This window comes from Thalassobius sp. MITS945101 (assembly GCF_047123305.1).
Lineage (GTDB): Bacteria > Pseudomonadota > Alphaproteobacteria > Rhodobacterales > Rhodobacteraceae > Thalassobius.
This window is the reverse complement of sequence record NZ_CP138918.1, coordinates 3,649,841-3,661,975: the sequence shown is the minus strand read 5'-3', so window position 1 is coordinate 3,661,975 and position 12,135 is coordinate 3,649,841. Positions and strand designations below refer to the sequence as shown.

Annotated in this window: 7 protein-coding genes and 1 tRNA gene; 6 read left to right on the top strand and 2 right to left on the bottom strand. The window is 58.7% G+C overall.

What is annotated here, in order from left to right; translation table 11 throughout:
* Positions 1–27 precede the first annotated feature (27 nt).
* The 3 genes from flhA to SIC14_RS17990 are packed head-to-tail and all read left to right on the top strand — an operon-like array spanning position 28 to position 4,437.
* Positions 28–2,118 (top strand): flagellar biosynthesis protein FlhA, encoded by a 2,091-nt coding sequence (gene flhA / locus SIC14_RS18000; protein WP_412563285.1) that lies wholly within the window; start codon positions 28–30, stop codon positions 2,116–2,118.
* A gap of 11 nt (positions 2,119–2,129) precedes the next feature.
* A complete protein-coding gene (locus SIC14_RS17995) occupies positions 2,130–3,701 on the top strand; it encodes a hypothetical protein (protein ID WP_412563284.1) in 1,572 nt (523 codons plus the stop codon).
* A 22-nt stretch (positions 3,702–3,723) separates the two neighbouring features.
* The gene (locus SIC14_RS17990; protein WP_412563283.1) at positions 3,724–4,437 is read left to right on the top strand and encodes a sigma-70 family RNA polymerase sigma factor; all 714 of its coding nucleotides are present in this window, start codon (positions 3,724–3,726) and stop codon (positions 4,435–4,437) included.
* Between the two features lie 137 nt (positions 4,438–4,574).
* Here SIC14_RS17990 and SIC14_RS17985 read toward each other — a convergent pair whose 3' ends face one another.
* The gene (locus tag SIC14_RS17985; protein ID WP_412563282.1) at positions 4,575–5,207 is read right to left on the bottom strand and encodes a LuxR C-terminal-related transcriptional regulator; all 633 of its coding nucleotides are present in this window, start codon (positions 5,205–5,207) and stop codon (positions 4,575–4,577) included.
* 562 nt (positions 5,208–5,769) lie between these two features.
* Here SIC14_RS17985 and SIC14_RS17980 point away from each other — a divergent pair.
* A complete protein-coding gene (locus tag SIC14_RS17980) occupies positions 5,770–8,577 on the top strand; it encodes an ATP-binding protein (RefSeq protein WP_412563281.1) in 2,808 nt (935 codons plus the stop codon).
* Between the two features lie 388 nt (positions 8,578–8,965).
* Here SIC14_RS17980 and SIC14_RS17975 read toward each other — a convergent pair whose 3' ends face one another.
* Entirely contained in the window at positions 8,966–10,264 is a 1,299-nt protein-coding gene (locus tag SIC14_RS17975) for an ATP-binding protein (protein ID WP_412563280.1), read from the bottom strand.
* Positions 10,265–10,340: 76 nt separating this feature from the next.
* Here SIC14_RS17975 and SIC14_RS17970 point away from each other — a divergent pair, with 76 nt between their 5' ends.
* Entirely contained in the window at positions 10,341–11,252 is a 912-nt protein-coding gene (locus SIC14_RS17970; protein WP_412563279.1) for an MBL fold metallo-hydrolase, read from the top strand.
* A gap of 109 nt (positions 11,253–11,361) precedes the next feature.
* Positions 11,362–11,436, top strand: a tRNA-Asn gene (locus SIC14_RS17965).
* The last annotated feature ends 699 nt before the right edge of the window (positions 11,437–12,135 follow it).

Below are 12,135 nucleotides of genomic sequence, written 5' to 3'. Positions count from 1 at the left end.
GCCGGACAGGGTGGAGGCGCCCAGGCAATGATGACCCGCTTCGGCGGCATGACCTTGCCCTTTGGCATTCTGGCCGTTGTGGCCATGATGGTTCTGCCGCTGCCGGTGGCGCTGCTGGACATCTTCTTTGTCTTTAACATCCTGCTGGCGCTGCTGGTTCTGATGGTTTCGCTGCACAGCTACCGTCCGATGGACTTCTCCTCGTTCCCCAGTGTTCTGCTGATTGCCACCGTTCTGCGGCTGGCGCTGAACGTCGCCTCGACCCGGATTGTTCTTACCGAGGGCCACAACGGGGCAGGGGCCGCTGGCAAGGTGATTGAAGCCTTTGGCAACTTTGTGATCGGCGGCAACTTTGCGGTTGGGATCGTGGTCTTTGCCATCCTGATGATCATCAACCTTGTAGTAATTACCAAAGGTGCGGGCCGTGTGTCCGAGGTTTCGGCCCGTTTCACCCTGGATGCTTTGCCGGGCAAACAGATGGCGATCGACGCCGACCTCAATGCCGGTATTCTGACCAATGACGAAGCCCGCGAACGTCGCGCCGAAGTGGCGTCCGAGGCGGATTTCTACGGCGCCATGGATGGTGCGTCGAAGTTTGTAAAAGGCGACGCGGTTGCCGGCATTCTGATTCTGGCGGCGAACATCATCGGCGGCATCATCATCGGCGTGGCACAGTATTCTATGGCGGTGGGCGATGCGGCGCAGGCCTATGTTCTGCTGTCGATCGGAGATGGTCTTGTTGCACAGATCCCGTCGCTTCTGCTGTCGATTGCCACCGCGATCATCGTGACCCGCGTCAGCTCGACTCAGGATATGGCAGCCCATATCGGTGAGCAGATGAACATCAGCCGCGCCTGGGTGCCGGTTGCTGCTGTGATGGCTATTCTGGGGCTTGTCCCCGGCATGCCGAACCTGATTTTCCTCATGGCCGCAGCTGCGGCGGGTGGGGCGGCCTATTTCTCAAAGCAGCGCGATGCCCGCAAAGCCGAAACGGAGAAGGCAGAAGAGAAACAAGCGGTGCAGCAGCAGAAGGAAGAGGCCGACAAGCCCTCCGCCACCATCACCGCTGATGACATCACCGACTACGCCCCTGTTTCGATCCAGATCGGCTATGGCCTGATCCCGCTGATCGATGGCGGCGAAGCCAGCCCGCTGGTCTCCTCGATCACTGGCGTGCGCCGCGATGCGTCCCGCGCGATGGGCTTTGTGGTGCCGGGTGTGCGGATCCGTGACGATCTGAACCTAGAGGCCAACCAGTACCGTCTGCGCATTGGTCAGGCGATTGTTGGCGAAGACGCCGTCTACCCCGACCGCAAACTGGCGCTGCCCGGTGGCATGTCGCGCCGCAAGCTGAAGGGGATCGAATGTACCGACCCCAGCTTTGGCATGGATGCGGTCTGGATCCAGCCCCACCAGCAGGCCGAAGCAGAAGCCGACGATTATGTTGTGGTCGAACCCGAAGCGGTTGTCGCCACACACTTGAGCCAGCTGCTCTATCAGCACGCGGACAAGCTGATTGGTCCCGATGATGTGCAGACCCTGCTGAACATCCTTGAAAAGAGCAGCCCGACCTTGGTGGAAACCGTTGTGCCGAAATTGGTGCCGCTGCATGTGTTGACCTCGGTGCTGCGCTTCCTGTTGATGGAACGTATTCCGGTGGGTGATCTGCGCCGCATTCTGGAAGGCATGGCCGATATCTCGGCGCTGGGTCTGGCCCCGATGGAAATGGCTGAACGCCTGCGTCCGGCGCTGGTGCCGCAGATGCTGCAGCAGATTGTGCCGCTGAGCCAGCCGCTGCCGCTGATCACCCTCAGCCCCGATCTGGAGCAGATGCTGATGCGGTCGATCCCGCAGGGTGGCACCGCCCTGATGGTGGACAACGCGCTGGCTGAGAAAATTGTGACCGGTCTGACCGAGATTGGCGAACAGCTGTCCGGCGAGGGCCGTCACCCGATCATCATCGTTGCCACGGGCCTGCGCCGTGCCCTGGCTGGTTTCATCCGTATGCATGGGCTCGAGACAGTTGTTCTGGGCCTGGACGAGCTGCCCGAGGGCCGCCGCATCGAAGTTGTGAGCACCATTGGTGGCCATGACGCCGTACCGAACATGGATCAATAGGAGAGGATCTCATGACCAAATCAATCACCATCCGCGCCGCTGACAGTGCTCAGGCCATGGAAGAGGTTGTGCGACAGCTGGGTCCAGACGCCTTGATCATGTCCTCCTCGCGCAAGAACGGTCAGTTCGAAATCGTTGCTATGGTCGAAGGCGAAATGGCAGAGGAGGCCCCGCTGGCCCCACCGCCCGCCAAAGAGGCCCCCGGCATTGCCGATCGCCTGAAAGAGGCGCTTTCGGCGTCTCCCTTTGCCTCGGGGCAGCAGAAAGAAATTGCAGCGCGCCAACCTGCGAAAGCCGCAAAACCCACCCCAAAGCCAGCAGCAGCGCATAAGCCGGAAGACGTTGCCTCGGACTCGCCCGTTGGCATGACCTCGCCGGCGACGTTTGAAGCGTTGTTGAAACGCCGTCTGGAAGAGGACGGTGTGCAGGCGGATCTGTCCGAAGATGCCGCCGCCGTGCAGGCCATCACCGAACGCGCCGCCGCCCGCCGCGCCGAAGAGGCCAAAAAGGCCGAGATTGAAGCCGCTGTTGAAAAAGCTCTGCAGGCTGAACGTTCGGTCGAAACGGCGCCAGCAACTGAGGCAGCGCCTGAGGCCGCGCCTGTGACCGAAACACCGGGCAAACGCCCGGCGTTCCTCAGCGCCCGTGGCGATGATGTGAAAATTCAGGACACGCCTAGGCCAACCCATGCCCCCGCATCGGATCGCACCCCGGTTGCCCCGGTGGTCGCTGCGCCGCTGCCCGATGATGGGCTGGAATATGCACCGCGTGTCACGGGTCTGGGCGGTTTTGACATTCCCACGCCGGTTCTGCCTGCCAATGTGGTGTCCGCCATCCGCGAGGATCTGGCGCATCTGGATCGCTCGGGCAATCTGATTGGCCTGACCAAAGCCATTGTTTCCAGCCTGCTGCCCGAGCGGTCAGTGGAACCTCTGGGGGCAGGGCGGTTCTTTATCGCGGGTCCCGACATGCGCCAGAAAGCCCTGGCTGCCGTGCGGGTTGCGATCCGCAAACTGGATGCCGGTGAAGCCAAGCCTTCGTTCTATGTGATGGGGTCGGAAGCGCGCGCAGATGCGGCCTTCCTGGCGTCCAAAGCTGAACTTCTGGGGCTGACCGTGATGCTGGTTGACGAAACCGTCGGCCGCAACCTGCCGGACAATGTGCCGGGATCGCAGATCATTCTGTTGCCGGATGATCCCGAAAAAGCCCGCGATTATGCGGAGAAATTCCAACACGACGGTGACAAAGGCCTGTTTGTCCTGCCCAGTTTCTACGGGCGCGATCTGGCGGCCAATATGCTGAGCATCTGGTCCGAGATGGACGTGCAGATTCTGCTCTCGACCACAAAATATGCGCCGGTGTCTTCCGGCCTGCTGGCATGTCTTTTGCAATTTAACAAACAGGTGGCCTGGACCAGTGACGGCGAGGAAGTTCTCGACAATCTGACCCAGGCTGACGAGGTCATTGTGTCCGATTGGATGCGGGACTGGGTGCCAACGGAAAACGTTGACGCCGCAGATGCCCCCGCCGCCCCGGCCACTGTGGCAGAGCTGCTCGGCGGCCCTGCGTTGCCGGTGCAGTAATGAGTTTGAGTGAGGAACGGTTATGATTGCGCAGAAGGGCTATGCCGCCCAAACCAAGAAGGACCCGGACACACTTGTGAAAGAGCATATGCCGCTCGTTCGCAAGCTGGCTTGGCACTTCATGGGGCGGGTTGGACAGTTTGCCGAAATCGACGACCTCTTACAGGCGGGGTATCTTGGCCTGATTGACGCTGCTCGGCGCTATACGCCGCAGGAAGGTGTGAGTTTCTCCGCCTATGCTGCGATCCGTGTGCGTGGGGCGATTGTGGACCTGCTCCGGCGGAACTCGAACCTTTGCCGCAGCACCATTTCCATGCAACAGAAGGCCCGCGCCGCAGAACGCACGCTGAGCCAACGATTGCACCGCGCACCTACGCCCGAGGAAATGGCGGCAGAGCTGGAAATGTCGACCGAGGACTACCTCCATTGGGAGGCACGGTTCCAGGCCAACAAAACCCAGTCGCTGGATGAGGTCTATTCAGACCACTCGGCCCTGTTTGAGGACAACACGGTCAGCCCTGAGGATGCCACCCAGCATCAGCAGATCCGCGGGATCATGCGGCAGGCGGTGTCAGAACTGCCCGAACGGGAAGCTCTGGTTCTACAACTTTACTACGTGGAAGAGATGAACATCTACGAGGTGGCCGCCATCATGGGGGTGACCACGGGGCGGGTGTCCCAGATCAAAAAAGCGGCCATTGGCCGTCTGCGGGACCGCATGAAAGGGTCGTTCTAACCCCCATGCGTTCCCTCACCACCGGCTTGGATCTGCTTCCGGCCAACAAGACCTCTCAGCTGCATAGAAAAAGGGCCGCGTTTCGATGGAAACGCAGCCCCTTTTTCGTGGTCAGCGCCGCAGCGCGGGCATTCAGATCACAGCAGGCCCTGATCGCGGGCGGTGATCACAGCGTGGGTGCGGTTGTTGGCACCCAGCTTTTTGCAGATCGATTTCACATGCATCTTGATGGTGGCTTCCGACAGCTGCAGCGAGTTTGCGATCTCTTTGTTCTGCTTGCCTTCGCCAAGGCATTCCAGAACCGTTTTCTCGCGGGCGCTCAGCTTCCCAACACCTTCGCCACCGTCCGACGCTTCTTCGCGCATCAGATCCAGCGGCACGTAGGTTTCACCAACATGCATAAGGCGGATCGCGATGGCGAGGCTTTTGGCTGGCATCGTTTTTGGCACCAGACCGGCGGCCCCTTTGGCCAGCGATTCATCCAGAATACGCTTGGTCGGCGTGCCGGTCAGGATGGCGACCGGGTTTTTCTTGTTGAGCTGGATAGCGCGCACAAGGCCCTGCGTCCCGTTCATGCCGGGCATGTTGTAGTCCAGCAGGACAACATCATAACCGCCATTTGCCGTGATCGCCGAGAGCGCACCATCGAGATCGGTGGTGGTGGTGACATGCATGTCAGGTTGGGTGGCCAGGAACATGGACAGAACGTCCAAAATCATCCCGTGGTCATCCGCGATCAGAACGCGGATCTTTCCGCTGGTGTCGGTCATAACGTACCCTCTTTTACCTTCGGACGTCTCAAACTGTTTTACTCAGCTAGTAGAACGGCCAAAGGGGATTTTTCTTAAGCCTTTATTTCAGATTAGATCAACAAGACGATCACAACACAAGCGCCTAGGTCGTTAATACCATACTTTAGTATGTATGAGTAGACTGAAGGGTGTATTGTTTGACAGCGGGCAGAGGGCTACCAATTTTCTTAGGGAAATGAATGACCTATTCCAGACCGTGCAACGTGTTCTGAATGAGCTGTGCTTTTGAGGCAAAATCGCCTGACAGGTGTTTATTGCCGAAGGAGATGCTATTCAGATGCGAAAAACGTGATATTTTTGCTGGATCGTGTCATGAAAAGGATATTCTGTGCAGAAAATTTGCGAATTTTAGCATGTGTTGCGATTACGTAGGTAGCCAACCGGGTTTTGTTTCGCGGTAAGGAATCGGGACGGGTTCCTGTTTTGTGTTCAGAGTGGCGTTTACGCCATTGAGGGTGAGGTCTGAATGTTCGGGCAAAGGGATGATGCCTCCGAAAACACACGGCAAAGGTTGCTGTGGATGTTTTGGGCCGGCCTGGTTGTCGCCATGGCCGTCTCTTTGGTGTTCCTGTCCAACTTGCTGAGCTCTGTAAACACCGCCTTTGACCAACGCACGGAACGCGCCGCCTACCAGCGATGGATCGCCGGACAACTGGACGTCGACCTTCTGGGGCTTCAGGAAACCCTGCGCCTGGCCCGCTCTGACGGGCTTGAATGGAATGCGATGGCGGTTGTTGGCGTGGGCCTGCGCGAGATCGAAGAAAAGATCGCAGTTATTGATGCAATGGAGGTTTCAGAGCGCTATGCGGTCGAAAACCCCGTTGTGGCACGTCTGACCCGTGCGCAGCACGAATTTGTTGAGCGCTACAGCAGCCTGCAAGAGCGTGATCATCTGCCAAGCGCCGAACTGATTGCGGCAATGGACACTGACCTAGCCAATCTCGCCACTTTGCGCAAAATCCTGGTGCAGGAGCTGATGCAGGATGAGGTGGCGCAGACCGATCAGGTGGCGTCTGCGGCCCAGCAAACCTTGATTGCAGTCTATCGATCCGGGGTGATTGTGCTGGTCGTGTTGGTTGGCCTGCTGATTGTAAACGTCTTTATGCTGGTCACCCTGCGCAACAAGAGCCGCGCGCTCAATCAGGCAATGACCAATCTGCGCTCGATTGTAGAAGCATCCCGTGACGCCGTATTCCTGACCCGGGAAGACCTGAGTGTCATCGGCATGGGCAAGTCGGCCGAAGCGATGTTTGGCGTGTCAGAGGCCGACAGTCTGGGGCGTCGTATCTTTGAATACTTTGTGAACGACCGCTCCGAGTTTGATCTATTTACCCAAGCGCTCCGCGATATTGCCGCCGACCCGAACACGGCAAATGACTACCGGGTCGAGCTGAACGGACAGCGTGCGGACGGCAGCACCTTCCCGGCGGATGTCGGGTTTTCGGTTGTGCGGGATCAGGACGGTGCGCCGGCCTATGTGATCTCGGTCGCCGATATGACGGATCAGGCGGATCGCGAGCTGAACCTGATGCAGGCCCGCAATGAGGCCTTGCAGGCGGAACGGGCCAAGTCGCGCTTCCTGTCTGCGATGAGCCATGAGATGCGCACGCCGCTGAACGGGGTCTTGGCAAGTCTCGACCTGATGCGCGAAACCACCGAGCTCAGCGAACGTCAGCATGAACTGGCGGCGATCATTGAACGCTGTGGCGATGAAGCCTTGGAGCAGGTGGAAAACGTGCTGGAGCTGACGCGGCTCGACAGTCTGGCCACCACGGCCATCAATGTAGGCCCCTTTGCACCCTCTGCGCTGTTGCGTGAAATTGTCGATGGTTCTGCCAACAAGGCGCGTCTCAATGGCAATACGGTCCGGTTTGACACCACAGTGCCCGACAACCTGTTTGTGACCGGCTCGGCCATTCTGTTCCGCCAGATCATGCATAACTTTGTCTCCAACGCGGTCAAATTCACCTCCAACGGGGACGTGCGGGTGAATCTGCGCGCCCGTGACCTGGAAGGTGGCGACAGCTGCGAATTTGTCGCGGAAGTCAAAGACACCGGGATCGGCATTGACGAGGAGGATCTGGACCGGATCTTCCGTAACTTCGAAACCATCCGGGATTCCTATTCGCATTTCCGTTCCGGCACCGGCCTTGGGCTGAGCATTGCAAAACACTCAGCCGATCTGCTGGAAGGCCGTATCGAGGTCGAAAGCGCGCCCGGGCAGGGCAGCACCTTCTCTTTGATTGTGACCTGGCCCAAGGGCAACACCGGTCCGGTGCGCGGCAGCGACACGGCGTTTGGGGCCGAGGCTGAGGATCAGGGCGGCTTGATGGATGTGCTGGTGGTTGAGGACAATGAGATTAACCGGCAGATGCTGGTCGATATGCTGCAGGCCAAAGGTCATCACGTGACCCAGGCCGTGGACGGGCTGGAAGGTGTGGCGGCGGGGCGTGAAAAAGCCTTTGACCTGATCCTGATGGACATCTCGATGCCCAAGCTGGACGGGGTTGGCGCCACGCGGATGCTGCGCCAGTTTGGCAAAAGCCGGCATAGCCCGATCGTCGCTGTGACTGCACATAGTCAGCCGGAACATATGCGCGAGTTCCTGGACGCGGGCATGGACCGGGTGCTGACCAAACCGCTGCGGATGGCCACGTTGGAACAGCTGTTTGACGATATGGCCAAAGAAAACGCGCAAGGTACAATCCTGCCCATCCCCAATGCGGCACCGTCCGAGGTTGCTGAACCGGCGGAGCCCGCTGGCGACACCAGCCGGTTTGTGGTTGAGGCCCCAGGCGAAGCACCTGCTGCAATGGTCGAAACCTTGCCGAAAATTGATCCTGTACCTGAACCAGAGGCAGGCAATGACGCAGCACCCTCGGCAGCGACCGACGAGGCGCCCGATGAAACCCCCATTGTGGCCGAGACTGGGTCAGGTCAAAACGCACCCGAGCAAGCAGAACAACAAAAAGAAGTAGATATCATGGCAGATGATCTGATTGAGAAAGACGTGTTTGACGGGTTGATCGACATGCTGGGCGGGGAATCGGTGATCGGCTATGTCGCCCAGTTTGAAAGCGATGCGCATTCCATGCTGCCGGTCTACCGGGATGCAATTGCGGCGGGAGACTACGCCGCTGCCCGCGCCGAAGCGCATAGGTGCGCCGGTGGGGCGGCCGTGATTGGTGCTGCCAAGGTCCACGAAGTGCTGCAGGACATGACCCATGCCGCTGATGCCAGCGACACCGACAAATGCAATGCACTGGCGGACAGCCTGCCAGAGCTGACTCGCGCCACAATGGTGGCTATGCGTTCTGCGGTTGGGTAATAAAAGGCGCTGGTCAACCCTGCGCTGATAGGCCCATATAAACAGGCCGCACGACGCTACGACACTATCCGAAAGAGTCAGCGTTTGTGACCCGACGGATAGTTCAGTCTGCCGTACTCCCATGCTACTTAGGTCTTAGGTGCTACCGCGTTCGCCGGTGCCCGTGATCGGAAAGGATCACCTGTTTCAAGGGGATCCCAGGCTTTGGGGATAGAGCCACGGTCCAAGGGCATTGCGCTGGAACGCGGTCACAAAGACACCACTCACACAGAACGAATCGTGGGTTTGTTCAGAAGATCGAACAAGCCCACGATTGCGTTTTACAAGGACCATGGGCCTTGGACCATACGTCGGGGTGTGTTCAGCAGGGTCGAACCAAGCTGGGCGATTACAGCCCGATCACCAGATCCACCTGCAGCCCGCCCATGTCAGCGCTTTGTGCCAGGCGCAAAACACCACCATGCGCCCGCGCTGTGTCATTGGCGATGGCAAGGCCCAGGCCAACACCGGTGGCCTTGTTCTGGTTGCGGGCCGCATCAAGCCGCGTGAACGGTTTCAGCGCGTCTTGCCGCTGCTCTGGCGGGATGCCGGGGCCATCGTCCTCAATCCGGATGCGTAAGGACCTGTCACTCAGCCGCGCCGAGACCCGTACATGGGTGCCATATCGCGTCCCGTTCTCAATAAGGTTGGTGATGGCCCGTTGAATGGCCATGGGCCGCAAGGGCACCTGAACAGAGGGGTCGCCCTCGATTTCGCCCAAGGATACCAGAACCTCGGCCCGTTTCATGTCTGCAACGATCTTTTCCACCATAGGCAAAACAGCCACGGGTTCAGGATCCCCGTCACTAGCGCCCTGACTGAAAGAGAGAAACCCGTCCAGCATCTTCTGCATGTCGTCCACGTCCTGCTCCATCGCCGCGCGCTCTTCGCTGTCGATAAAGGCAAGGCCCAGCTTCAGCCGGGTGAGCGGGGTGCGCAGATCATGGCTCACACCAGACAGCATCAGGGTCCGCTGCTGGATATGACGCTCAATCCGCGAACGCATGTCGACAAAGGCATGACCGGCCGCCCGCACCTCCAGCGCACCTGCCGGCCGATAGGCGATGGACCGCCCTTTGCCAAAAGCCTCAGCTGCTTGCGCCAGTCGGGTGATCGGGCGCAACTGATTGCGCAGATAGATGTAGGCGATCAAGGTCATCAGCCCGCCAAAGAACACCATGTTCACAAACAACTGGTGCGCATTGGTCGCCGAAACCCGCTGCCGGTCGAAATGCAGGGCGGTGATATTGCCCGAATCGCGCAAAAACAGGCGCACATTGTGATCGTCAGGCAGATCGATCGCCATCACACCGGGCAGTTTGTTTTCCAGCCGGTCAATCACCACCAACCCGGTCAGGTCGTACCAGCGCCGTTGGTGTTTTTCAGGCACCTCTGCCACCGGCACATCCAGCACGGCGATTTGCAGCGCCTCCGCCAGAGGCGCGCGTTCGGCCAGCGGCAGGTTAACCAAGAGCTGAATTTCCCGCGCCGTGGTTTCGGTCATCTGGGTTGTCACACCGGAAAAATGACGTTGAATAAAAACAACCGTCACCACCAGTTGCAGCGTGACAACGGGCAAGATCAGGATCAGAGCAGCCCTTGAATAGAGCCCGCGCGGGACATAGCGTTTCAACCACTTGAACATCATGGCGCCACCCTAGCGATGGCGCCGCTGAGAAGAAAGAGCCGAGGCCCCGGCCCATACGGTGACAGAAGGATCCAAGATGCAGGCACCCGATGATTTCAACGCCCCTGTGGGTGTGGCTGAACCCCTTGAGCCCGGGCTACGCCGTATTCTGGCTCCCAATCCGTCGCCGATGACCTATCGCGGCACCAACACCTATCTGATCGGTGAAGGTGACCTGGCTGTGGTCGATCCCGGACCCGAAAATGAGGCCCACCTGCAGGCGATCTTGCGGGCCGTGGGGCAGGGGCAACGGATATCCCATATCTTTGTGACCCATGCCCATCTGGACCATTCGCCGCTGGCACGGCGCCTGTCGCAGATGACCGGTGCGCCAGTTCTGGCGTTCGGTGATGCGCTGGCGGGGCGTTCAGCGGTGATGCACCAACTGGCAGAGACTGGCCTTGCCGGCGGCGGTGAAGGTGTCGATGCCGCGTTCCAACCCGACCAGGCGCTTGCGGATGGTGAGGTGATCCAGGGCGACGGCTGGCAGCTTGAGGCGCTGTGGACCCCGGGGCATTTTGGCAATCACCTAAGCTTTGCTTTTGAGGATGTGATCCTGACCGGAGATCTGGTGATGGGCTGGGCCTCGTCGCTTGTCTCGCCACCGGATGGGGATTTGACCGATTTCATGGCCTCCTGCGAGCAACTGGCGAAACGTCCAGCGCGCCGCTTCCACGCCGGTCACGGTGCGCCAGTAGAAGTCCCACAGGAGCGGCTGGAATGGCTGCTCACACACCGCCGTCGGCGCGAGTCTCAGATCCTTGCAGCGCTGGACGGGGCAGGTGGAGATGCCCAGGCGCTCACACGGCAGATCTACACCGAAACCCCTGCCGCACTGCTGCCAGCTGCCGAACGTAATGTTTTCGCCCATCTGGTTGATCTATATGGGAAAAACCAGATTTTCAGCGCGGATCCGCTGTCTTTTAAGGCGCATTTCAATCTGATCTGAAAGACCCACAAACTTTTTTGGAAAAAACTCAAAAAAGCCTCTTGCAGCCCCAAATCGCTATAGCTATACACCCCCTCACACGAGATGATGAACATCATCGACACAGTGTTCCGGCGTAGCTCAGCGGTAGAGCAGTTGACTGTTAATCAATTGGTCGTAGGTTCGATCCCTACCGCCGGAGCCATAAAAAGCCCTTAAGTCGCAATGACTTGAGGGTTTTTTTGGGACCCAATTTTTGTCTCAGGTTCTAGAATGGGTCCCGATGTGGGTCCCATCAGGCGCATCTGTTTAATGCTCTCGGGGTACGAGATCCGGCGTTCATTTCGTTAAGCACAAGGCCCCCCAGGCCTACGCCGGCTTTTATATTATTTCTGTTTTCATAGTGATTGGCCCGGTTAGGGATTTCTGAGCTTTCTGACTGTTTGGTCAAGTTGGGTCTTGCAGCGTTTATTGTGGCCGCTTCGGTGTGTGTAGAAGGGGGTATTGCTCGTTCTACGACAAGCGCTAGGCCTACCCGATGCTAAGCCGGTTGGAAGTCGGCGCCAGTGGTAGGATTTTCGGCCATACTTTTTGGGCCCGTAGCGGTCATCGACAGAGACTACCACTCCATCATTGCTGAAATTACAAGATCTAGCGGGCCGGTCTTCCAAAGCTGCGATTGAAGCGTTCTGACGTTGCATCTCCATGCTGGAGCCATCTCTAGCGGCAGCTATGCGTCAAAAGCAGACTTTGCAAAGTTTGGCTAACGGCCCAAAACAGACATCCATCGCGAGATAGTCTGCTGCAGTGCTGCGTACCCAAAGCGGACATATGTAGGTCGCTTACATGCGCCACGGGGTGATCCCGACCGGGTAGCAAAAAACGACCTCAACTATTCGTTGTA

Coding starts and splice junctions, on each gene's coding strand:
- flhA (WP_412563285.1), top strand. CDS start 28: ATGATGACCCGCTTCGGCGGCATGACCTTGCCCTTTGGCATTCTGGCC.
- SIC14_RS17995 (WP_412563284.1), top strand. CDS start 2,130: ATGACCAAATCAATCACCATCCGCGCCGCTGACAGTGCTCAGGCCATG.
- SIC14_RS17990 (WP_412563283.1), top strand. CDS start 3,724: ATGATTGCGCAGAAGGGCTATGCCGCCCAAACCAAGAAGGACCCGGAC.
- SIC14_RS17985 (WP_412563282.1), bottom strand. CDS start 5,207: ATGACCGACACCAGCGGAAAGATCCGCGTTCTGATCGCGGATGACCAC.
- SIC14_RS17980 (WP_412563281.1), top strand. CDS start 5,770: ATGTTTTGGGCCGGCCTGGTTGTCGCCATGGCCGTCTCTTTGGTGTTC.
- SIC14_RS17975 (WP_412563280.1), bottom strand. CDS start 10,264: ATGATGTTCAAGTGGTTGAAACGCTATGTCCCGCGCGGGCTCTATTCA.
- SIC14_RS17970 (WP_412563279.1), top strand. CDS start 10,341: ATGCAGGCACCCGATGATTTCAACGCCCCTGTGGGTGTGGCTGAACCC.